General features: G+C 30.1%; 25 protein-coding genes. 16 read left to right on the forward strand and 9 right to left on the reverse strand.

From position 1 onward, the window contains the following. Window positions 1-190 precede the first annotated feature (190 nt). Genes guaB through purD form a run of 3 tightly spaced genes read left to right on the forward strand, consistent with a single transcriptional unit; the run spans window position 191 to window position 4,264 of the window. Complete coding sequence (gene guaB / locus VJY38_RS09615) at window positions 191-1,669, forward strand: IMP dehydrogenase (RefSeq protein WP_353680479.1); 1,479 nt, start codon at window positions 191-193, stop codon at window positions 1,667-1,669. A 28-nt stretch (window positions 1,670-1,697) separates the two neighbouring features. Next, window positions 1,698-2,993 (forward strand): glycosyltransferase, encoded by a 1,296-nt coding sequence (locus VJY38_RS09620; protein WP_353680480.1) that lies wholly within the window; start codon window positions 1,698-1,700, stop codon window positions 2,991-2,993. Beyond that, entirely contained in the window at window positions 2,990-4,264 is a 1,275-nt protein-coding gene (gene purD / locus VJY38_RS09625) for a phosphoribosylamine--glycine ligase (protein ID WP_353680481.1), read from the forward strand. The genes VJY38_RS09620 and purD overlap by 4 nt, the downstream gene beginning before the upstream one ends. Window positions 4,265-4,271: 7 nt before the next feature. Here the strand turns inward: purD and VJY38_RS09630 are convergent, their stop codons facing one another. The 5 genes from VJY38_RS09630 to VJY38_RS09650 all read right to left on the reverse strand — a co-directional run bounded on the left by VJY38_RS09630 (window position 4,272) and on the right by VJY38_RS09650 (window position 8,394). Next, window positions 4,272-4,622: a histidine triad nucleotide-binding protein gene (locus VJY38_RS09630; protein WP_353680482.1), complete on the reverse strand. Its 351-nt coding sequence runs from the start codon at window positions 4,620-4,622 to the stop codon at window positions 4,272-4,274. Between the two features lie 3 nt (window positions 4,623-4,625). Continuing rightward, window positions 4,626-5,978: a sigma-54-dependent transcriptional regulator gene (locus VJY38_RS09635; RefSeq protein WP_353680483.1), complete on the reverse strand. Its 1,353-nt coding sequence runs from the start codon at window positions 5,976-5,978 to the stop codon at window positions 4,626-4,628. Then, entirely contained in the window at window positions 5,978-6,667 is a 690-nt protein-coding gene (locus VJY38_RS09640; protein ID WP_353680484.1) for a hypothetical protein, read from the reverse strand. The genes VJY38_RS09635 and VJY38_RS09640 overlap by 1 nt, the downstream gene beginning before the upstream one ends. A 190-nt stretch (window positions 6,668-6,857) precedes the next feature. Next, a complete protein-coding gene (nadD, locus tag VJY38_RS09645) occupies window positions 6,858-7,439 on the reverse strand; it encodes a nicotinate-nucleotide adenylyltransferase (RefSeq protein WP_353680485.1) in 582 nt (193 codons plus the stop codon). A 1-nt stretch (window position 7,440) separates the two neighbouring features. After that, complete coding sequence (locus VJY38_RS09650) at window positions 7,441-8,394, reverse strand: PrsW family intramembrane metalloprotease (RefSeq protein WP_353680486.1); 954 nt, start codon at window positions 8,392-8,394, stop codon at window positions 7,441-7,443. Window positions 8,395-8,487: 93 nt separating this feature from the next. Here VJY38_RS09650 and VJY38_RS09655 point away from each other — a divergent pair, with 93 nt between their 5' ends. The 13 genes from VJY38_RS09655 (at window position 8,488) to VJY38_RS09715 (ending at window position 20,108) form a co-directional block, all read left to right on the forward strand. Beyond that, complete coding sequence (locus tag VJY38_RS09655) at window positions 8,488-8,985, forward strand: DUF177 domain-containing protein (protein ID WP_353680487.1); 498 nt, start codon at window positions 8,488-8,490, stop codon at window positions 8,983-8,985. A gap of 13 nt (window positions 8,986-8,998) precedes the next feature. Next, window positions 8,999-9,178: a 50S ribosomal protein L32 gene (rpmF, locus tag VJY38_RS09660; RefSeq protein ID WP_353680488.1), complete on the forward strand. Its 180-nt coding sequence runs from the start codon at window positions 8,999-9,001 to the stop codon at window positions 9,176-9,178. A gap of 13 nt (window positions 9,179-9,191) precedes the next feature. Next, on the forward strand, window positions 9,192-10,235 hold the full coding sequence (gene plsX / locus VJY38_RS09665; protein WP_353680489.1) for a phosphate acyltransferase PlsX: 1,044 nt from the start codon (window positions 9,192-9,194) through the stop codon (window positions 10,233-10,235). Then, complete coding sequence (locus VJY38_RS09670) at window positions 10,210-11,217, forward strand: beta-ketoacyl-ACP synthase III (protein WP_353680490.1); 1,008 nt, start codon at window positions 10,210-10,212, stop codon at window positions 11,215-11,217. Before plsX ends, VJY38_RS09670 begins: the two co-directional genes overlap by 26 nt. Further along, window positions 11,217-12,131 carry an ACP S-malonyltransferase gene (gene fabD, locus VJY38_RS09675; protein ID WP_353680491.1) on the forward strand — a complete coding sequence of 305 codons (915 nt, stop codon included), beginning with the start codon at window positions 11,217-11,219 and terminating at the stop codon, window positions 12,129-12,131. The genes VJY38_RS09670 and fabD overlap by 1 nt, the downstream gene beginning before the upstream one ends. After that, window positions 12,131-12,748: a DUF3109 family protein gene (locus tag VJY38_RS09680; RefSeq protein ID WP_353680492.1), complete on the forward strand. Its 618-nt coding sequence runs from the start codon at window positions 12,131-12,133 to the stop codon at window positions 12,746-12,748. Before fabD ends, VJY38_RS09680 begins: the two co-directional genes overlap by 1 nt. After that, window positions 12,732-13,499 carry a 3-oxoacyl-[acyl-carrier-protein] reductase gene (fabG, locus tag VJY38_RS09685; RefSeq protein WP_353680493.1) on the forward strand — a complete coding sequence of 256 codons (768 nt, stop codon included), beginning with the start codon at window positions 12,732-12,734 and terminating at the stop codon, window positions 13,497-13,499. The genes VJY38_RS09680 and fabG overlap by 17 nt, the downstream gene beginning before the upstream one ends. A gap of 62 nt (window positions 13,500-13,561) precedes the next feature. After that, window positions 13,562-13,795: an acyl carrier protein gene (locus tag VJY38_RS09690; RefSeq protein ID WP_353680494.1), complete on the forward strand. Its 234-nt coding sequence runs from the start codon at window positions 13,562-13,564 to the stop codon at window positions 13,793-13,795. A gap of 87 nt (window positions 13,796-13,882) precedes the next feature. Further along, window positions 13,883-15,127 carry a beta-ketoacyl-ACP synthase II gene (fabF, locus tag VJY38_RS09695; protein ID WP_353680495.1) on the forward strand — a complete coding sequence of 415 codons (1,245 nt, stop codon included), beginning with the start codon at window positions 13,883-13,885 and terminating at the stop codon, window positions 15,125-15,127. Between the two features lie 14 nt (window positions 15,128-15,141). Continuing rightward, window positions 15,142-15,888 carry a ribonuclease III gene (gene rnc, locus VJY38_RS09700; protein WP_353680628.1) on the forward strand — a complete coding sequence of 249 codons (747 nt, stop codon included), beginning with the start codon at window positions 15,142-15,144 and terminating at the stop codon, window positions 15,886-15,888. A gap of 190 nt (window positions 15,889-16,078) precedes the next feature. Further along, window positions 16,079-18,970, forward strand: coding sequence for an aminomethyl-transferring glycine dehydrogenase (gene gcvP / locus VJY38_RS09705; protein WP_353680496.1), 2,892 nt, complete (start codon window positions 16,079-16,081; stop codon window positions 18,968-18,970). After that, window positions 18,967-19,389: a CoA-binding protein gene (locus VJY38_RS09710; protein WP_353680497.1), complete on the forward strand. Its 423-nt coding sequence runs from the start codon at window positions 18,967-18,969 to the stop codon at window positions 19,387-19,389. The genes gcvP and VJY38_RS09710 overlap by 4 nt, the downstream gene beginning before the upstream one ends. A gap of 8 nt (window positions 19,390-19,397) precedes the next feature. Continuing rightward, entirely contained in the window at window positions 19,398-20,108 is a 711-nt protein-coding gene (locus VJY38_RS09715; RefSeq protein WP_353680498.1) for a 16S rRNA (uracil(1498)-N(3))-methyltransferase, read from the forward strand. On the opposite strand, the gene VJY38_RS09720 is transcribed toward VJY38_RS09715, so the two are convergent. Genes VJY38_RS09720 through cdd form a run of 4 tightly spaced genes read right to left on the reverse strand, consistent with a single transcriptional unit; the run spans window position 20,092 to window position 23,250 of the window. Next, a complete protein-coding gene (locus tag VJY38_RS09720; protein WP_353680499.1) occupies window positions 20,092-20,913 on the reverse strand; it encodes a purine-nucleoside phosphorylase in 822 nt (273 codons plus the stop codon). The two genes, VJY38_RS09715 and VJY38_RS09720, sit on opposite strands and share 17 nt — an antisense overlap. Next, window positions 20,913-22,265 (reverse strand): NupC/NupG family nucleoside CNT transporter, encoded by a 1,353-nt coding sequence (locus VJY38_RS09725; RefSeq protein WP_353680500.1) that lies wholly within the window; start codon window positions 22,263-22,265, stop codon window positions 20,913-20,915. Before VJY38_RS09725 ends, VJY38_RS09720 begins: the two co-directional genes overlap by 1 nt. A 15-nt stretch (window positions 22,266-22,280) precedes the next feature. Beyond that, window positions 22,281-22,853, reverse strand: coding sequence for a thymidine kinase (locus VJY38_RS09730; protein ID WP_353680501.1), 573 nt, complete (start codon window positions 22,851-22,853; stop codon window positions 22,281-22,283). After that, complete coding sequence (gene cdd, locus VJY38_RS09735; RefSeq protein ID WP_353680502.1) at window positions 22,846-23,250, reverse strand: cytidine deaminase; 405 nt, start codon at window positions 23,248-23,250, stop codon at window positions 22,846-22,848. Before cdd ends, VJY38_RS09730 begins: the two co-directional genes overlap by 8 nt. Window positions 23,251-23,443 lie beyond the last annotated feature (193 nt).

Here is a 23,443-nt window from a genome sequence, read left to right on the forward strand (position 1 = left end):
AAATTTTGAAAAATTTCTCATTCTTAATTAAAAACCTTAAAGCTAATTCTAACTGGCACTTTAATGGTGAAGTCTATTATTAAATGTAAAGAAAGAATTAATTATTTTTCATCGTAAAATGAAAGGCCACTTTGTGTGGTCTTTTTTTGTTTATTAGGAATTATTAATATTTATTTTTCAGGAGGAATAAATGAAAAATTCAAAAATAGAGTTCGAAGGTTTGACTTTTGACGATATACTTCTGATACCTGCAAGATCTTCTGTTCTGCCAAGAGAAACTGATATAACTTCTTATTTAACAAGAGAAATAAAATTAAACATTCCTTTTGTATCAGCTGCTATGGATACTGTTACTGAATCGCAAATGGCAATAGCAATGGCTGCTCAGGGAGGAATCGGCATTATTCACAAAAATATGTCAATAGAACGCCAGGCAGAAGAAGTTGATAAAGTTAAAAGATCAGAAAGTGGAATGATTGTAAATCCTATCACTTTAACACCAGATAAAAAAATTTATGAAGCCGAAGAAATTATGGCTAAATACCATATTTCAGGTATTCCAATTGTAGATAAGGAAGGTAAATTAATCGGAATATTAACTAACAGAGACCTGAGATTTGAACATAATAGAGAACTCACTGTAGAACAACTAATGACAAAAGATAATTTGATTACAGCTCCAATAGGAACAACACTTGAAGATGCCGAGAAAATATTACATAAAAACAGAATTGAAAAATTACCAGTTGTTGATAAAAAAGGTTATCTAAAAGGTCTTATTACTTATAAAGATATAATGAAAAAGAAAAAGTTTCCTAACGCTTGTAAAGATGAACTCGGAAGGTTAAGAGTTGGAGCTGCTGTAGGTATTGCAAAAGATACAATCGAAAGAGTAGAAGCTCTCGTCAAGGCAAATGTTGATGTAATTGTTATAGACACTGCTCATGGACACTCTGAAGGTGTAATTAAAATGGTGAAACAGATAAGAAAGAAGTTTAAAGATATACAATTAATTGCTGGGAATATTGTCACAGGCGAAGCAGCCCTTGAGCTGGTTGCCTGCGGAGTTGATGCTGTTAAAGTCGGAATTGGACCTGCATCAATTTGTACTACGCGAGTTATTGCAGGTGTAGGTGTTCCACAGATAAGTTCTATTATGGCAGTGGCAAAAGCTCTTAAAGGAAAAAATATTCCAATAATAGCCGATGGTGGAATAAAACAAACAGGAGACGTTGCAAAGGCTATTGCAGCTGGTGCCGATACAGTAATGATGGGTGCTATGTTTGCTGGTTGTGATGAAGCCCCAGGAGAAAAAGTTCTTTTTGAGGGGAGAAGTTTTAAAGTTTATCGTGGAATGGGTTCACTAGGAGCTATGAAACAGGGAAGTAGCGATAGATATTTTCAAGATGTTGAAGAAGATATTAAAAAGCTGGTACCTGAAGGAATTGAAGGAAGAGTCCCATATAAAGGTGCACTTGCAGATACAATTTATCAATTTGTTGGTGGTCTTAGAGCTGCTATGGGTTATTGTGGAGTTAGAAATATTAAAGAACTAAAAACTAAAGCTAAATTTGTTAAAATAACACTTGCTGGATTGCGAGAAAGTCATCCTCATGATGTTATTATTACAGAAGAAGCTCCTAATTATCAAACAATAAATAAGATTTAATAAAATATTCTGTTGCATTTAAGGTGTCATGATGTTTAAAGTTCTTATTCTGGCGTATTACTATCCTCCAATGGGTTTAAGTGGAGTTCAACGTACACTGAAATTTACTAAGTACATGCCAAAATTTAATTGGCATCCAACTGTTATAACTACAGGAAATGCTGCTTATTATGCCCACGATTTTAGTCTTTTAAGAGAGGCAGAAGAAGCTGGTGTTAAAATTATAAGAACAGATTCTTTTGATATAAACTCTATAATTGGTAAAAAATTTCATACTGTAAATGTTCCTAAAGAATTCTTAAGAAAGATTTATTCATATTTTTCTAAAATCCTTTTTATCCCTGATAATAAAAAATCCTGGGCAAAAAAATCTTACGCAATTGCTAGAGAATTGTTACAAAAAGAAAAATATGATGTTCTGTTTGTTACCTGTCCACCTTTTTCCAGCTTTATTTATGCAGCAAATTTAAAGAAGGAATTTAATATACCATTAATTGTAGATTATAGAGATTTATGGTACGAAAACCATTTTTCATTTTATCCAACTCCTTATCATAAAAGAAAAAATAAAAAATTAGAATATAATTCCTTAAAAGCTGCAGATAGAATTATTGTAATAAATAGAAGGATAAAAGAAAAATTACTTACTGATTATCCATTCCTTACATATGATGAAATTATAATTATTCCTCATGGTTTTGACCCAGAAGACTTTAATATTAACATAGATGATTTAGTCAAAGAAAAAACTAAAATGAGATTTACTTATTCTGGTCTTTTCTATGAGAACAATACACCAAAATACTTTTTAAATGCTTTTAAAAAACTTTCGATTGAAAGACCAGATATTACAGCAAATATCGAACTTGAATTTGTTGGTTTAATGAGAGATGAGTACATAAAATTAATTAATGATCTAAAATTAAATGAGTTTGTAAAAATTTATGGCTATCTTGAACATAAGGAAGCAATAAAAAAAATTATGAGTTCAGATATTCTATGGATGATGGTAGGAAAAAATGTAAAAAATGTTGATACAATTTCAACAAGTAAATTATACGAATATTTTGGAACACGAAAACCTATTCTTGGATGTGTACCTAATGGAGCAGCAAAATCTGCTTTGATAGAATATGGGGCTTCATTTATAACTTCTCCAGATGATGTTGATGAAATAAAAGAAAAAATAATTGAAATTCATTCTCTATACAGTAATAATATGTTACCAAAACCTAACGAAGAGTTTGTTCAAAGACATAATAGAATTTTATTAACTGAACAACTTATAACACAATTCCAATTTAGTTTAAAGGATTTACCATGAAAGTTGTATTAATAGGTTCAGGTGGAAGAGAACATGCTCTTGCATGGAAAATTTCTCAAAGTAAACTACTCGATAAATTATTTATAATTCCAGGAAATCCAGGTACAAAACAATTAGGCGAGAATGTTTTAATTGATCCTAATAACATTAATGAGATTGTTAGATTTTGTGTGGATAGAAAAATTGATCTTGTAGTGGTTGGACCAGAAAAACCTTTGATAGATGGAATAGCTGATGTTTTAATTGGTCAGGGAATAAAAGTATTTGGTCCAACAAAAAATGCAGCACGAATTGAAGGCGAAAAATCTTTTGCAAAAGATTTAATGAAGAAATTTAATATATCAACTGCCAACTATGAAGTATTTTCAAGCGAACAATATAAAGAGGCACTTGAATATTTAAGTAACACAAATTATCCCATTGTAATTAAAGCAGATGGTATTGCAGCAGGGAAAGGAGTGGTTATTTGTGATGATTATAAATCTGCTCAAAATACAATAGAAGATTATTTCATAAAATCGATACTTGGCAATGCAGGTAAAAAAGTTGTTATTGAAGAATTTATGAGTGGTCAAGAAGCATCTGTGTTTGCAATTACAGATGGAAATAATTTTGTTTTACTTCCTCCTGCTCAGGACCATAAAAGAATTGGGGAAGGAGATACAGGTAAAAATACTGGTGGCATGGGAGCATACGCTCCAACACCTTTTGTAAACGATAAATTAATGGATGAGATTTCTAATAAAATTATAAAACCTACATTAAATGCATTAAATATTACAAATAATAAATATGTTGGCTGTTTATACTGCGGTTTAATGTTGACAGATGATGGACCTAAGGTTGTGGAATTTAATTGTCGCTTTGGAGATCCAGAAACTCAAGTAATCTTGCCACTCCTTGAAGGAGATTTTCTTGAATTGCTTTACTCAGCAGCATCAGGTTCTATAAAAGAATCAGTATTTTATAACGGAGGAGCATCTGTCTGTGTAGTAGCTGCTTCTAAAGGTTATCCAGATAAATATGATGTAGGTAAAGAAATTTTTGGATTGGACTTAATAAATGATAAAGATATAATTATTTATCATGCAGGAACTAAAGAGCAAAATGGTAAAATTCTGACCAATGGTGGTAGAGTTTTAGGCATTACATCTATATTAAAGGAAAATAATCTATCTTATGCAAAACAAAGATGTTACGAAGTTCTTTCAAAAATAAACTTCGATGGTATTTATTATCGTAGAGATATTGCTGATAAAGCTTTAAAATAATTACTTATCAACCTGGAGGCCAGTTCATTTTTCTTCCACCAAGTAAATGTAAATGCAAATGATATACTTCCTGGCCAGCATCTGGACCACTATTTATCACAATTCTATAGCCTGATTCACTAATCCCAAAATCTTTTGCGATTTTATTTGCTGCATCAAATAAATCTCCTAAAATCGGAGCATGCAATTTCCCATTAATATCTTTTGTAGTAGTAATCTCTGTAATTTTAGGGATAATCAAAATATGAACAGGAGCTTGTGGTTTAATGTCTTTAAAAGCAAGTACAGTATCCGTTTCGTAAACTATTTCAGCAGGAATTTCTTTACGAATTATTTTTGCAAAAATTGTTTCTCCCATTTTTCACCTCTTTTCTATTCCATACTTTTTAATTTTATTATATAAATGACTTCTTTGAATACCAAGTAATTCTGCAGTTTTACTTATATTCCAGCCATTTGATTCAAGCTGTTTTATAATAAAAGCTCTTTCTGCTTTTTCTTTGAATTCCTGGAATGTATTTGTTGTACTAAGAATATCATCAATCCTTGTTACAGTATTGGAAATATATTGATTAACTTCTCTGGGAGTTATCACTGTAGCTGATTCCATTATTACAACTCTTTCTATAAAATTTCTTAATTCTCTTACATTCCCTTTCCATGGCAAATTTTTTAGTATTTCAATAGCATTAATATCCCATGTTTTAATAGGGAATTTATTTTTTTCACAAATAATTTTTGTGAAATGTTCAATCAGCAATGGAATATCTTCTTTTCTTTCTCGCAGGGGAGGTATATGAATTGGAATTACGTTTAATCTGTGATATAAATCTTCTCTAAAATTTCCTTTCTCAATCTCTTTTTCTAAATCTTTATTAGTAGCAGAAATTATTCTAACATCAACTTCAATTTTTGATGAACCACCAACTCTTTCAATTTTTCCTTCTTCAATAGCACGAAGTACTTTTGCTTGTGCCTGCAAACTCATATCACCAATTTCATCTAAAAAAAGATTACTACCATTTGCTAATTCAAATTTTCCAATTCTTTGCTTAATTGCACCAGTAAAAGAACCTTTTTCGTGACCAAATAATTCTGATTCAATTAATTCTTGAGGAATGGCTGCACAATTAACTTCGATTAATTCTTTATGAGAACGATTACTTTGTTTGTGAATTTCCTGGGCAACGAGTTCTTTTCCAGTTCCATTTTCTCCAGTAATTAAAATTCTTGCATCGGTTTTAGCTACCTTTAAGATTGTCTCAAGAATTTTTTGTATTGCTGAGCTTTTGCCTATAATTTTTTCTTCTGAGCTTACAACACTTTTTAACTTTTTGTACTCTTTAACTAAATTTGATTGTTCATAAGCATTTCGAACTGAAATTAATAGTTTGTCTCTATCAATTGGCTTTTCCAGAAAATCAAAAGCTCCTAACTTTGTAGCCAGTATTGCATTTTGAATATTTGCGTGTGCGGAAATAATAATTACTTTTAAATCAATATTTTTTTCGTTCAACCAGTTTAAAATATCAAAGCCATTTTTATCTGGCATTTGAATATCAAGCAGTAAAACATCATAATCACCGTGCTCAATTTTTTGCATTCCTATATTCGAATCAGTAGAGTAATCAACTACATAATTTTCGTACTCAAGAATCATTTTAATTGATTCACAAATTTCTAATTCGTCATCAATTATCAAAATTGATCTCATTAGTAAATCCTTATAAATAGTAACTGATAAATTTTCAATATATCTGATGGGAGAATATTTTTTTTATTTCTTAATACATTACCATATAAACTACCAAGATAATTAATTAAAATATCACGCATATCATAACTACCATCAATAAAAATTGCATCTTCAATTGTTTCTACAAAAATACCTATTAATTTAGATAAATTAAACGAGCCAGTATTATAGGATAAAAACGCATTCCCGAAAAAGTGAGAAAGTTTATCTTTATCACCAGATTCAGTTCTTGGAGAATCAAAGAATAATTTTTGTGGGAGATTATTTAATCGTTTTTTAAAAACTTCATTTGGTGGAGAAGGGAGAGGAATAGCTAATTGAATATCAAATAAAAAACGAAGTCTAATTTTCTCAAAAGGTAAGCATGAAAATGTCAAACATAAAAGTGCTTCGGATATATCATTATTAAAAAATTTTAATGCTTTTAAGTAAATTGAATCCACAAGTTGTGTATGATTTATGTTTTCTTTCAGGTTTTGAAATTCTACAGAACTTATGTAATCTGATAAGTAATGCAGACCACCATAAAAATTTTTTTCATATAATTTTTGTGAATAGACTTGTTTAGTAAAAATATTCAAAACAATAAAAGTTGTTATTAATAACATTACATAATTTGAATTTAGAATTGAATATAATTTATTCATACAATTTTTTTAATTCAGGAATAAAAGAATAATCAATAAAATCTTCTGGCATTTTGAATTGAGAATGTGTAACAGTTTATAATTTATAATAGATTGTTTGCATACTTTACAAATGATTTCCTTAATAAATTAGATTTTCTTAGAACTCAATTTTGTTCTACTTTAAACTTCATATTAATCTCAACAATTTTTAATCACAATAAAGTTTATTTTTCATTATATATTCTTTTACTTTGGGCGGAACTAAAAAATCAATTGATAAATTATTTTTAACTCTTTCACGAATATCTGTCGATGATATTTCAATAGTAGGTGTATTAAGTATAATTGCTTTTTCAAAATATTTATGTTTTTGTTCTACTTCTTTATCTATACTTCTTTTCATTACAACTAATTTTGCTAAATCAAGAATTTCATCTGGCTTATGCCATTTATCAAAAACAATTAAATTATCATAACCAATTATTAGTTCTATGTAATTGTAAGATTTTTTTAGCTCAACAATAGTATCATATGTATAAGAAATTGTTCCTTTTCTTATCTCGTAATCATTTATTTCAAAGTATGGAATATTTTCTATTGCAAGTCTCAGCATATTTAATCTATGAACTGGATTTGATGAATTTTGATTTGTTTTATGTGGTGAAATAAAACATGGTATAAAAATTATTTTATCCAACTTTCTTTGTTCAAAAACATATTGTGTTGTTATTAAATGTCCTACATGAACAGGATCGAATGTACCACCAAAAATCCCTATTCTTTTATCCATATTAACCTGATTTATAGTTTGACAATAGTTCTTTTAATTTAGCTCGATTTTTTTCAATCTCAATTTCATAAAAATCTTTTTTTGTTCCTTTTGAATTTTTATAATGTACTTTATTAAATGCAAGATTAATGGCAGTTCTAAAATATTTTTTACGAATTTGTTCATCAATCCATCCTTTACGAAATCTTGATTTTGAACTTATAATGTTTATGTGAGATTCGGGAATAATATCTATTTTAGTTTCTTCCAGTAATTCATTTATTATAATTTCTTTTTCTCTCTTCAAAGAATATATAAAAATAGATACAAATAATATTATAAGTAAAATCATAAATAAAAATCCAAACAATAATGTTTCCGATTTACTAACCGATAAATTCCACATAAAATGAATTAAGATAGATAGAAGAATACCAAAAACAGGATATAAAATTTTTAATGAGTAAGAAGAGAATTTTATCATTCCCAATGATGCACCAAATATTGAAGTTGAAATACAATGCATAACAGCTGAGAAAGAAGATCTTAATAAAATAAGTATAATTAAAATCTCAATTGTAGTACCAAAAGTAATGAAGTAAATAAAATTTTCTGTCATACCAAATCCAAGTCCAATTGCACCGCCGTATACTAATCCATCTGTAAAATTATCAAATTTTGTTGAACGAAAACTATAGAATAGAAACAATGCTTTTGATATTTCTTCTGCAATAGGAGCAGCTATTATGTTAGATAATATTGAACTGCTAATTGTTGATTTGGATAAAATTATTACTAAAGATGAAATTAAATAATTTCCGAGAGCTCCGAAAAATATCGCTCCTAAAGCTCCCCACAAAAAATGTAATAATACATAACTTAATGGTTCACGTTCATATTTATCCATATACCATAACATAACTAAATACAATGTCATTGGTAATATTGATGCCAGTAAAGAAGTATATAGAAACATTATAATTTAACCTTATTAAAATGAAAAGGGTTTTTCTTGATTATAAAAATCATCATGAGTATATTTTGAAACAAATTTTTGCTCTTTGTTAAAATGATAATAAAATATACAAATTTTTCTGACGGTATACATCTAATAAGTTTTAACGAACCAGTAGAAAATTTAGGTTTGGACGAATCATTTTTTGGTAATGTATTAGTCAACTGTAGAATGGATAAGTCTATTCATCAAATAGTTATTGATTTTGATGTTGAAGCAACATCACATTTAATTTGTGATAGGTGTAATTCTGAATACGATGCAAAATTGACTAATCACTTTCAGATGAGTTATCTATTTGTAAGAGATGCAAAACGATTAGATGAATTCAATGTAAAATATTTATCGCCAGACGAAGATAAAATTGATATTGATCAGGATGTTTTTGATTATGTTGAATTAGCAATACCGATGAAAAAATTATGTAGAGAAGATTGTAAAGGTTTATGCCCAGTATGTGGAACAAACCTAAATGAAAAACAGTGCGATTGTCATTTAAATACAAAAAATGATATTTGGGAACCATTAAAAAAATTGAAATTCAATAATTAAAAAGGGTTAAAAGATGCCTAATCCAAAACGAAAGATGTCTAAGAGTAGAAGAGACAAGCGCAGGACTCACTATAAAGCAACTATACCTACCTTAAGCCGCTGTTCAAATTGCGGAGAATTAAAGTTGAGTCATAGAGCATGTCCAAATTGCGGTTACTACGCCGGCAGATCGATGTTCGTACCAGAATCATAAGTAATTAAATTAAATGATAGAAAATCAATCAGACATCAAATGTAGAATTGCAGTTGATGCTATGGGGGGCGATTATGCCCCTTTAAATGTTATTCTTGGTGCACTACAAGCTTATAATGAATCTGCTGACTTTGAACTGATCCTTGTAGGCAATAAAGAAAAAATTCTTCAGACTGCAAAACAAGAAAAAATAGAATTAGATGAAAATTTAATTTATCACGCACCAGATGTTATTGGTATGGATGAAACTCCTGTTACAGCTATTAAATCTAAACCAGAATCATCTATAGTTATAGGTGCCAAATTAGTTAAAGAAAAAAAAGCTGATGCATTCGTAAGTGCTGGTAATACTGGTGCTGTGATGGCTGTTTCAACTTTAATTATGGGTAGAATTAAAGGCGTAAGTAGACCAACAATTGGAGCAACTTTTCCTACTGAAAAAAATAAATATTGTATTGTTTTTGACGCAGGTGCAAGTGTTGATAGTAAACCTCAGCATCTATATGAATATGCTGTCTTAGGTTCCATCTTTGCAAGAGAAATTTATGGTATTCCTAATCCTTCTATTGGTATTCTAAGTGTTGGCGAAGAAGAATCCAAAGGAAATGAACTTGTATTTTCTACTTATAAATTATTGAAGGATTCTAATTTAAATTTTTTTGGTAATGTTGAAGGAAGAGATATATTAAAAGGAACTGTGGATATAGTCGTATGTGATGGTTTTGTTGGAAATATAATACTCAAATTTGGAGAAAGTGTTTTATCGCTATTAAAAACAAAAATAAAGAATTATGCAAAGAAGGGTTTATTAAATAAATTAAAAGCACTTGTTGTTAAAAGTGTTTTGAAAGTTTCTTTAAAAGATATGGATTATCAATACTATGGAGGTGTTCCTTTACTTGGTGTTAATGGAATTAGTATTATAGGACACGGTTCAAGTTCTCCACTTGCAATTAAAAATATGGTGCTGAGAGCAAAAGAAATGTACGAAAAAAAATTAATACAAAAATTTCAGGAGGCTATTACTCAAAATGCAAAAATCTCACAAACCTATTAATGCTACCATAACTGCAGTTGGTATGTATGTACCGGAAAAAATATTAGATAATAAATACTTTGAATCCATTGTTGATACAAGTGATGAATGGATAACAACACGAACAGGTATCAAAGAAAGAAGAATCTTAGAAAACGGTGGAACAAGTTTTATGGCTGTTGAAGCTATAAAAGATTTAATGAAAAACTTTCCTTTAAATCCCGAAGAAATTGATTTAATAATAGTTGCAACAATAACTCCAGATATGTTTTTTCCATCTACAGCATGTTTAATCCAGGAAAAAATTGGAGCTAAAAATGCCTGGGGTTTCGATTTATCTGCGGCTTGTTCTGGTTTTTTATTTGCACTACAAACTGCAGCAAGTTTTATAGAAAGTGGTAGATATAAAAAGATTCTTGTTGTAGGTGCAGATAAAATGAGTAGCATTACAGATTATACAGATAGAAATAATTGCATTTTATTTGGAGATGCTGCATCTGTTGTTTTGGTAGAACCAATTGAAGACTTAAATTATGGAATTAAAGATTCAATTCTTTACTGTGATGGTTCCGGAAAAGATACTCTTTATATGAAAGCAGGCGGTAGCCTTTTTCCAGCTTCTCAAGAAACCGTTGCAAATAGATGGCATTATATTTATCAGGATGGTAAAACTGTATTTAAAGCTGCAGTTAAAGGTATGGCTGATGTATCTTATGAAATTATGAAAAGAAATAATTTGACTTCTGATGATATAGCTTATCTTGTACCTCATCAAGCTAATATGAGAATTATTGATGCTACAGCCGAAAGAATGGGTATTTCAAGAGATAAAGTAATGATAAATATTGATCGATATGGAAATACAACAGCTGCTACTATTCCTTTATGTTTGACAGAATATTATAAAGCTGGTAAATTGAAAAAAGGAGATAATTTAATACTTTCTGCTTTCGGAGCTGGTTATACCTGGGGTGCTATTTATTTAACCTGGAGTTTAGATTAATGGGTAAAAAAGCATTTATTTTCCCCGGTCAGGGTTCTCAATATGTTGGTATGACTAAAGATTTATATGAAAATTCTATAGAAGCAAAAGAAATGATTCAAACTGCTGAAGAAGCAGTTAATATGCCATTATCTCAAATTATGTTTTATGGTCCCGAAGAAACATTAAAACAAACAGAGATTACTCAATTAGCAATATTTTTGCATAGTGCAATTCTTATTGGATTGATAAGAACAATCCAGCCCGATATGGTAGCAGGACATTCATTAGGAGAATATTCAGCGTTGTTTTCTGCAAATGCAATCCAGTTTTATGATGCTATTAAACTTGTGCATTTACGTGGAAAAGCCATGGCAAAAGCAAGTTTAGAAAATAAAGGAACTATGGCTGCAATTATTGGACTATCACAGGATAAGTTAATTGAAATTTGTGAAATTGCAGCAAATGATGGAATAGTTCAATGTGCTAATTTTAATTCTCCAGGTCAAATTGTAATTTCTGGTTCGGTAGAAGGTGTTCAAAAAGCAATGCAATTAGCTAAAGAAGCTGGAGCTAAACTTGTAAAAGAACTTGTAGTTAGTGGTGCATTTCATTCTCAATTAATGAAAAATGCTCAGGAAAAATTTGCTGAATCTCTTTCGTCTGTTAATTTATACGATGCTAAAGTTCCTGTTTATGCAAATGTAACAGCAAAACCTGTTCAAAATAAAGAAGAAATTAAAAAATTACTTTTTGATCAGATCGTAAATCCTGTTAGGTGGGAAGAAACTATAATTAATATGATAAATGATGGAGCTGATGAATTCTATGAAATTGGTCCGGGTAAAGTATTACAGGGTTTGGTTAAAAGAATTAATCCAGATGTTAAAATTTTTGGAATAGATAAATATTCTGAAGTTGAAAGGTATATTTAATGTCAAATCAATTTGAAAAGAAAATTAATGGACTTTATATTGATCCAATTATTTTCACACATAAATTTGTTAACCGTTGTGATGTGTGTATTTGTTCGGGTGAATGCTGTTATTATGGTGTTTATACCGATAAGAAAGAATATGAAAAAATTCTTTCTATAAAAGATCAAATAATATCTATTATGGATGATTCACAATGCAAAGATCCAGATAAGTGGTTTGAAGAACCTGAAGAAGATAAAGATTTTGAATCTGGAATTGCAATAGGCACAGAAGTGTACAATGGTAAATGTGTTTTTCTTGATAAACAGGGTTTTTGTACACTTCAAAAAATTGCATTAATGAATGGTGAATATAAATGGAAATACAAACCTTTATATTGTATACTATTTCCACTTGTAGTTTATGAAGGTGTACTTACTATTGATGATGACCATTTAAGTAGAATGCATTATTGTAATAAAATTCAAAATCAGGTTTCTACTGTTTTTGATGCATGTAAACATGAACTTTTACATTTACTTGGAGAAAAAGGTTATCAAGAACTTCTGGAATACCGTAATGAATATTTTAATCAAATAAAAAGTGAGGGAATTAAAGATGAAATTACAAAATAAAAAAGCAATTGTAACTGGTGGTTCAAGAGGAATTGGTAAAGCAATTGTAGAACAATTAGCACGTGAAGGCTGCAGCGTTGTTTTTACATATTTTGCCCCAAATGAAGAATTATTAAAAATTGAAGAAGAAAATGCAAAAAAGGTCGAAGCAGAATTAAATACAGATAATGTTAAGGTAATTGGATATGTTGCAGATGCATCTTCGTTTAAAGCAGCTCAGGATACTGTAAATTTTACTTTGGAAAAATTTGGTAGCATTGATATATTAGTAAACAATGTTGGAATAACTAAAGATAATTTATTACTAAGAATGAGTGAAGAAGATTTTGACCTGGTTCTTAACATAAATCTAAAAAGCGTTTTTAATTATACTAAAGCAGTAATAAAAAACATGATAGCACAACGTTACGGAAAAATAGTTAATATAAGTTCAGTTGTTGGAATTATTGGTAATCCAGGTCAGGCAAATTATGTAGCTTCTAAAGCTGGAGTTATTGGATTAACAAAATCCAATGCAAAGGAATTTGCTTCCAGAAATATTAATATTAATGCAGTTGCCCCAGGTTTTATAGAGACAGATATGACTCGCAAATTAACAGAGCAACAAAGAGAAGCCTATTTAAATTTTGTCCCGCTTAAAAGATTTGGTACACCAGAAGATGTAGCTAAAGTAGTTGCATTTTTATGTAGCGATGATGCAAATTATATAACTGGACAGGTAATTTCTGTTGATGGCGGAATGGCTATGTAATATCAATTAAACTTAGAATAAATTTCTAAATAACCATATTTAATAACAGTAAAGGAGAAAAAATGGATATCGAAGCAAAAGTAAAAGAAATTATTATGGATAAACTCGGTGTTGAAGAGTCCCAAATAACACCGGAAGCATCCTTTACAAAAGATTTAGGTGCAGATTCACTCGATATAGTCGAATTAGTTATGGGTTTTGAATCTGCATTCGGAATTTCAATTTCCGATGAAGATGCAGAAAAAATCTCTACTGTTGGTGATGCTATAAAATATTTAAAAGAAAAAGTAAGTTAATTTAATAAAGGCTGTCTATAAATTTACATTTGATATAGACAGCCTAAAAATTAATATTATTTTATACATTGAGAAGAGAGAAACATTATGAATAAAAGAAGAGTAGTAATTACTGGACTTGGTGCAGTGACACCAATAGGAAATAATGTTCAAGAATTATGGGAAGGTATAATTACTGGAAGAAATGGGGCAGGAAAGATAACTCGATTTGACACTTCGAAATTTGCTACTCAATTTGCCTGTGAAGTAAAAAATTTTGATCCTTCTCTTTATATAGATAAAAAAGAATTAAAAAGAATGGATTTATATACACATTTTGCTCTTGCTTCTGCTGCAATGGCATTGGAAGATTCTAAATTAGATTTATCTAAAATTAATTTAGAAAGAGCAGGTGTTGTTTTTGGAAGTGGTATAGGAGGCATTTATACATTTGAAGAACAACATAATGCATTTCTTGAAGGAGGAGTAAAACGTGTTAGTCCATTTTTTGTTCCTATGATGATTCCTGATATTGCAGCTGGCTATATTTCAATAAAATATGGATTTAAGGGTCCCAACTATGCAACTGTTTCTGCTTGTGCAACTTCATCTCATGCAATAGCCGATGCATTTATTCTTATTCAGCGTGGTTCTGCTGATGTAATGATTTGTGGTGGATCAGAAGCTCCAATTACACAAATGTCAATCGCTGGGTTTAATGCTGCTCGTGCTTTATCTACCTGGAATGATAGATATCTCGAAGCTTGTCGACCTTTTGATAAGGATAGAAATGGTTTTGTTATGGGTGAAGGTGGTGGCGTTCTTATTATTGAAGAACTTGAACATGCATTAAATAGAGGTGCAAAAATTTATGCCGAAATTGTGGGCGTTGGTTTAACAGGTGATGCTTTTCATATAACTGCTCCTGCACCTAATGGAGAAGGTGCAGTCCGTTCAATGAAAGAAGCACTACGAGATGCCAATGTTGATCCTTCAGTTGTTGATTACATAAATGCTCATGGTACATCTACAGAATTAAACGACGTTAACGAAACAAAAGCAATTAAAACTGTATTTGGTGAACATGCTTACAAATTAGCTATTAGCTCAACTAAATCTATGACAGGACACTTACTTGGTGCGGCTGGAGCTGTAGAAGCTATTATAACAACTCTTGCTATTGTTAATAGTACTGTTCCTCCAACGATTAATTTAGATGAACCAGATCCTGAATGCGATTTAAACTATACTCCTAAAAAAGCAGTTAAAAGAGAAATTAATTATGCACTTAGCAATACATTTGGTTTTGGTGGTCATAATGCATCTATTTTATTTAAAAAATTTGAAGGTTAATTCAATTTTTGATAGTGTTAAAGAAGCTTTTTAAAAAAGACAATATAAAAGTTAATTTTAATCACCTGATAAATAAAAAAGCTCTTGAATCTCTATTAGGATTTAAGATTAAAAATAAAATACTATACCTCAAGGCATTAACTCATTCATCTTTTATCGAAACACATCCAGAACTTGAAAAATCTAATGAACGACTTGAATTTCTTGGAGATTCTGTTTTAAACTTAGTTGTTGCACATTATCTTTTCGAAAAATATAGAAATGAAGGAGAAGGATTTTTAACTAAAGTGAGAGCTTCTCTTGTAAATAGAAATCGATTATATGAAATAGCAGAAAAACTTAATCTAAAGGATTTTCTTTTATACAATGAAAAATATGTTGACAAAAATGATGAAGGTTTTAAAACAATATTAGCAGATACTTTAGAAGCACTTATAGGTGCAATCTTTTCAGATAGAGGTTTTAATGTTGCTTCTGAGTTTATTATCAAAAAAATTATTAAACCATATGAAAAAAATCATGAGTATCTTATTGATACTAATTATAAAGGACAATTACTTGAATTTACACATGCAAATAAACTTCAAACACCAAAATATGTAGTTATAAGCGAAGAAGGACCTGAGCACAAAAAAGTGTTTGTTGTGGATGTTTATATTGGGAATGAAAAAATGGGGACAGGGAAAGGAAAAAACAAAAAAACAGCTGAACAAAATGCATCGAGAATTGCTTTAATGAAATTAAGTAAAAATCTGGATTGAATTTTATTTTCTTAACTAAAATTTTTTTACACACCTATTTATTAACATATCTTAATAAATCTTGCTTAAAAGTTTATACTAAATTTTTATTTGACTGCCATTTTTATTTTAATATTTGTCATAATGTATTCTAACCATTTTAACTATATTTACTTACTAAAATATTTAAAAATATTTAAAGGTTTTAATTATGGAGTCTAATATTTTTTATGACAGATTCGTCGATAGGCATATTGGTCCAAGCGACGAAGATATTGAAAAAATGTGTAGTGTAATTGGTGTAAATTCACTTGACGAGTTAATTGATAAAACAGTACCATCCAATATTAGATTAAAAGACAAACTCGAGCTTGAAGAACCAATTACAGAATATCAATTAATTGCACGTTTAAAAGAAATAGCATCAAAAAATAAGGTTTTCAAGTGTTATATTGGTCTGGGTTATTATCCAACAATTACACCATCAGTTATTAAAAGAAATATACTTGAAAATCCAGGCTGGTATACTCAATACACACCATATCAAGCAGAAATTTCGCAGGGAAGACTTGAAGCATTATTAAATTTCCAGACCATGATTATTGATTTAACCAAAATGCAAATAGCAAATGCATCACTCTTAGATGAAGGAACTGCTGCAGCAGAAGCAATGTCGATGCTATATGCTTCAAGAAAGTCCAACAAAAAAAATTCTAATGTTTTTTTAGTTTCTGATGATGTTTTCCCTCAAACAATTGATGTTCTTAAAGCCAGAAGTGAACCACATGGTATTGAATTGAGAATTGGAAAAATAAGTAATATAGAACTAACAGAAGATGTATTTGGAATACTTGTTCAATATCCAGCAGCTGATGGCGAAATATATGATTATTCTGATCTTTTCAAAGAAGCTGATTCAAAAGGAATTTATAAAGCTGTTGCTGCAGATTTAATGAGTCTTGCTGTCTTAACTCCTCCTGGAGAATTTGGTGCAGACGTTGTTGTTGGTTCAACACAAAGATTTGGTGTTCCAATGGGATTTGGTGGACCTCATGCTGCTTACTTTGCAACTAAAGAAGAATTTAAAAGACAAATACCAGGTAGAATAATTGGAGTATCTATTGATTCACATGGTAAACCTGCTTTAAGAATGGCACTTCAAACAAGAGAACAACACATTAAACGTGAACATGCAACAAGTAATATTTGTACAGCACAGGTTTTACTTGCAATAATGGCTGGTATGTATGCTGTATATCATGGTCCAAAAGGAATTAGAGCTATTGCTGAAAGAATTCATAATCTTGCTTCTATTCTTGATTATGGTTTGAATGCAATGGGTATTAAACAATTAAATAAAAACTATTTTGATACTTTGAAAATTTTAATGAACTCAAAAGAAGAATTAGAAAAAGTAAAGTCAATTGCAATTAAAAATAAAATTAACTTTAGATATATTGATTCAATAACAATTGGAATTTCTATTAGTGAAGTAGATACACTTGATGATATAAAATTATTATTAAAAATTTTCGCTGAAGCTCTTAATAAAAAATTTGATGAGAATATTTTAATAAATCAATACAAAGAATTTCCAGAAAATTTGAAACGAAAAAGTAAGTATCTCACTCATCCAGTTTTTAATTCTTATTACTCAGAAACTGAAATGATGCGTTACATAAAAAATCTTGAAAGAAAAGATTTATCTCTTACTACTTCGATGATTTCTCTTGGTTCATGCACAATGAAACTCAATGCTGCTACTGAGTTATTAGCTTTATCCTGGAGTGAATTTTCTGATTTGCATCCATTTGCACCTCTGGATCAAGCAGAAGGTTATTTACAATTATTTAAAGAACTTGAAGAAGACTTGAAAAAAATAACAGGTTTTGATGCCGTTTCACTTCAACCAAATTCTGGTGCTCAGGGTGAATTTACAGGATTGATGGTTATACGTGCGTATCATCATAGTCGTGGAGAATCTCATAGAAATATTGTTTTAATTCCCTCGTCTGCACATGGAACAAACCCGGCAAGTGCTGTAATGGCTGGTAATAAAGTGATTGTTGTTAAATGTGACGAATCAGGAAATATTGATGTAAATGATTTGAAAGAAAAAGCTGAACAATATAAAGAAAACTTATCTGCATTAATGGTTACCTATCCATCAACACATGGAGTATTTGAAGAAGCTATTGTTGAAATTTGCGATATCATACATAAAAATGGTGGATTAGTTTATATGGATGGTGCCAACTTGAATGCTCAAGTAGGTTTAACAAATCCAGCTTTGATTGGTGCAGATGTATGTCATTTGAATCTTCATAAAACTTTTGCAATCCCTCATGGAGGTGGGGGACCAGGAGTAGGACCTATTGCTGTTGCTAAACATCTTGCACCATTTTTACCTGGACACCCAATAGTAAAAGTTGGTGGAGAAAAGCCTATCCCAGCAGTTGCATCAGCACCCTGGGGAAGTGCAAGTATCTTACCTATTTCATATGCCTATATTAAAATGATGGGAGCTGATGGTCTTACAAAAGCTACTAAAGTAGCAATTCTAAATGCAAATTATATTAAAGCAAAATTAAAAAATTATTATCAAACACTTTACACTGGTAAAAATGGTTTTGTAGCTCATGAATTAATTTTTGATACAAGAAAATTTAAACAAACTGCAAATATTGATGTAGACGACATTGCAAAAAGATTAATGGATTATGGCTATCACGCTCCTACTGTTTCTTTCCCTGTACCGGGTACATTAATGGTGGAACCAACTGAAAGTGAATCTCTGAGAGAATTAGATAAATTTTGTGACGCAATGATTTCTATAAGAAAAGAAATTGAAGAAATCGAAAATGGAATATATAATAAAGAAGATAATGTACTTAAAAATGCACCTCACACTGCTGAAGATGTTATTAGTGATAACTGGAATCATTCATACTCTAGAAGAAAAGCTGCTTTTCCATCTAAATATGCTCTGGAAAATAAATTCTGGCCAGCTGTAGGAAGAATAAACAATGCCTATGGCGATAGAAATCTATTTTGTGTTTGTCCACCAATTAGTGAATACGAAAAAATTGAAGTAAATACATGAATGACGAATTAATTATAAAATGTAATTTACTTAAATCTTCCAAAAGGATTGCGGTGATTGGTATATCCCGCAATCCAGATAAAATAAGCAGGATTATTGCAGAATTTCTGGTAAATAAAGGTTATAAAGTTTATGGAGTAAATCCTGCTTTCGAAAATGCAAATGGAATTAAAGTTTATCCAAGTTTGGTAGACATTCCTGATGATATTGATATTGTTAATGTTTTTAGAAAATCAGAAGATATTCATCAAATTATTCCAGATGTACTTACTAAAAAACCTAAAGCACTATGGTTGCAACAGGGAATTAGAAATGATGCTGCGGTTAAACCAGTAATTGATTCTGGAATTATCACAATTCAAGATGAATGTATAATGGTGTGTTATAATATTTGTAAAAATAAATTCAATAATTTCTAATTAAATCAATGCTATTGGGTATAGAACTTTATTACTCGGATTTATCCGATAATAAAAATGTTTTACTTAAGGGGGAAGAAATTCACCATTTAAAAAATGTGATGAGGCATAAAATTGGTGATGAAATTTATGTCACAAATGGAAAAGGGAACATTATTAAGTGTGTAATTGATAATATATCAAAAGATAAAGTAAACTGTAACATTATAGAAACTTATACTTTTCATAACCATTTACTTAATATTTATTTCTGCATTCCTAAATTAAAAAACAATGATCGATTCGAATTTGCTATTGAAAAATGCGTAGAATTAGGAATTACTAATTTTATATTCTTTAGTTCAGAAAGAACAATCAAGCAAAGTATAAAAGAAGAAAGAATTAAAAAATTATTAATATCTTCATTAAAGCAATCACTTCGTGCATGGCTTCCTGAAATAAATTATGTAAAAAATATCTCCGATTTAAATAACTACGAAGGTAGAAAAATACTACTTGAACAAAATACCAATGATTTACTTGTAGATTTTTTGTTTAAGAATAAAGATAAAATAATTAATGAAAAAACTTATTTTATTTTTGGTCCTGAAGGTGGTTTTACAGAAAAAGAAATTAATAACTTAAACTCAGTAAATTTATTACGACTTACAGAAAACAGACTTAGAAGTGAAACTGCTATTATAACAACTGCATCATTAATAGCTACATTAATTCAATAGACTTTTTAATTAACCTTTCGAATTTACTTTTTGCTTTTTCAGCTGTTTCAATAACTTCATCGTGAGATAATTTTATTGAAGATAATCCTGCAGCATAATTTGTAATACACGAAATTGCAGCCACTTTCATTTTCATTATGTTTGCATAAAATGCTTCGTGAACAGTAGACATACCAACAGCATCGCCACCGAATTTTTGTATCATTTTTATTTCGGAAGGTGTTTCATAATTTGGACCTTTTGTATACCAGTAATTGCCTTCTCGTAAAAGTATTTTTTCTTGAAGAGCAGCTTGAATTATAATTTCATTTAATTCTTCCGATGGAAAATCGAGCATTGAATTTTTTATATCAATCGATGCAAGTCCTACAAGTTCAGTTAGTTCTTTTTTAATGTTAAAAGAAATAAAAGATCTAATAAGCATCAAATCACCTGGAATAAGGTTGGGATTAACACCACCTGCAGCATTTGTTAAAATAATTTTTTTACAATTTAATTTTGCAGCTAAATGAATTGGCAATACACATTCAGAAATTTTATATCCTTCATAGAAATGAATTCTACCTTGAACGACAAATAATTTTTTATCAGCATATTTTGAAAAATGAAGATAGCCTTTATGTCCAGGAATAGTTGAAACAGGATATTCAGGCAAATTAGAAGTTGAGATTGATTTTATAGTTTCAATTTTATTTGCAAAATCTCCTAATCCGCTTCCCAGAACAATACAAATCTCTGGTTCGAATGGGATATCATCCTTTATTCTTTCAAGAATTTGTCTGTATTTTGAATTAAGATTAATCATTAAAAGAGAATACCTGCCAGAGTTGCTGTCATTAAATTTGCTAAAGTACCACCAATGACTGCTCTAATACCTAATTTAGCTAAATCAGCTCTTCGACCTGGTGCCAGTGGTGATATTCCACCTATTTGAATTGCAATTGAGCTAAAATTAGCAAATCCACAAAGTGCATATGTAGCCATCAAAATTGCCTTGTCGTTAATTAAAACTTTTGTTTCAATTAATTTACTCATGTCAAGATATGCTACAAATTCATTTAAAACAATTTTAGTCCCTATCAAACTTCCGAAATTATATGCACTATCCCAGGGAACTCCAATACCAAAAGCCAGAAACTGTAAGATAGAACCAAATATTAATTGAAGACTTAAAGGATTACCAAATTTTGAAATTAAAAAATTATTAAACCCAAATGTATTACCAACCCAACCTAAAAAGTAATTTATTAAAGCTATAAGAGAAATAAATGCAATAAGCATTGCAGCAACATTGAGTGCGAGAGTTAAACCATCTGTAGCACCAGAAGCAGCTGCTTCAATTATATTCGATGCATTTTTTTCTACTTTTACTTTTACTGTTCCCATTGTTTCAGGTACTTCAGTTTCGGGATATATTATTTTTGAAATTAATAAAGCTGCTGGTGCAGCCATAACACTTGCACCAAGTAGATGAGTTGCAAAAATTAATTGAGCTTCTTCTAATGGAATATTATGTGCCTGCGCAAAAGCTGAACCAAGCATTTGAATATAAGCAGCCATTACTCCACCTGCTATAGTAGCCATACCACCAACCATAATTGTAAGAAGTTCACTTTGTGTCATTCCTTTCAAATATGGTTTGATCATTAATGGAGCTTCTGTTTGACCAACAAAAATATTAGCTGTGCAAGAAAGTGACTCGGCACCACTTGTACCCATTAATCTTGCCATTACCCATGCCATTCCCTGAACAACTTTTTGCATAATTCCAAGATAATAAAGTACAGACATTAAGCTTGCAAAAAATACAATAGTTGGTAAAACTTGAAATGCAAAAAAAACACCAAGACTTCCTTCGTTACCTGGACCTAAACCTAAATTACCAAAAACAAATTTCGCTCCTTCTGATGTAAAATTTAAAATCAAAACAAAGAAACTACTGATAAATCTAAAAAATTCTTTAGGCCAACCAAGTGGTAAAAAAAATTTGCTTAATTGATCTCCTTTGAGAATTAAAATTGCAAAAGTAATTTGAATGAGTAATCCACTTAATACAAGTCGCCAATTAATTTTTTTCTTATTATTTGATAATATAAAAGCAATACCAATAATGAGAGCAATACCAATTATTCCACGAATTAAAGAAATTATATTCATATTATTTTCTCGGAATTATTCTGGGATGTAATGACATTTTCTACATCTTGCTTCATAACTTTCTGTAGCTCCAACAAGTACTCTTTCTGAAGATAATACTTTTCTTTGAGTTCTATCGGCGGGATTACCACATACTACACAAATAGCAAGAGTTTTTGTGATGTATTCTGCAATAGCTAATAATTGTGGTATTGGTTCGAAAGGAATTCCTCTATAATCTTGATCTAAACCTGCAACAATAACTCTTTTACCTTCATTAGCTAATTGATTGCAAACGTCAACTAATGTCATATCAAAAAATTGAGCTTCGTCAATTCCAACAACCTGAGCTTCGGATGTATATTCTAAAATTTCTTTTGCAGATTCAACTAAAATTGAAGGCATCGATTGCTCGCTATGCGAAACAATATCACTGGTAGAATAACGAACATCGATCCTGGGTTTAAATATTTTAACATTTTGTTTTGCAATTTTTGCTCTTCGCAATCTTCTAATCAATTCTTCAGTTTTTCCACTGAACATACAACCAGCAATTACTTCAATCCATCCAATATTTTTAGGCATCAAATGAGGTGAGTGTTCAATCATGATTTAAATATTCCTCCCCAAATGAAAATGGAATTAGTTCTTTTAATAGAAAAGATTTTATTTCATCCTTTTGATTAATCATAACTACTTCAAGTTCTTTTCCACATAAATCTAATAAAACCTGACGGCAGGCACCACATGGTGGACAAAAATCTTCTGCATCGCTTGCTATTGCAATTGCTTTGAATTTTCTTTCGCCTTCGAGTATTGCCTGAAATACTGCTGTTCGCTCTGCACATATTGTTAAACTGTAAGATGAACTTTCAATATTGGCACCTAAATAAACTTTTCCATCTTCTGTAAGTAATGCAGCACCAACACGAAATTTTGAATATGGGGCTACTGATTTTGATTTAGCTTCAATGGCTTTATAAGCAAGTTCTTTATTGGTAAGCATTTCGTAGAATATTTTTATTTCAAAAATAGCAGAAATACTTTTACAAAAAAAATTCTTTTTTTAAGAGTAATTCATCGATTAGTTCCGAAATCGTTTAATAAAAATTTTATGAATTAGTTATCATCTTCAAAGAATTAAAAGAGCTTAATTCCTGATTTATCATTAGAAAATTAATTTCTCATTTTCTCATTCA

It is taken from the genome of Rosettibacter firmus (assembly GCF_036860695.1).
Classification (GTDB): Bacteria; Bacteroidota; Ignavibacteria; order Ignavibacteriales; family Melioribacteraceae; genus Rosettibacter; species Rosettibacter firmus.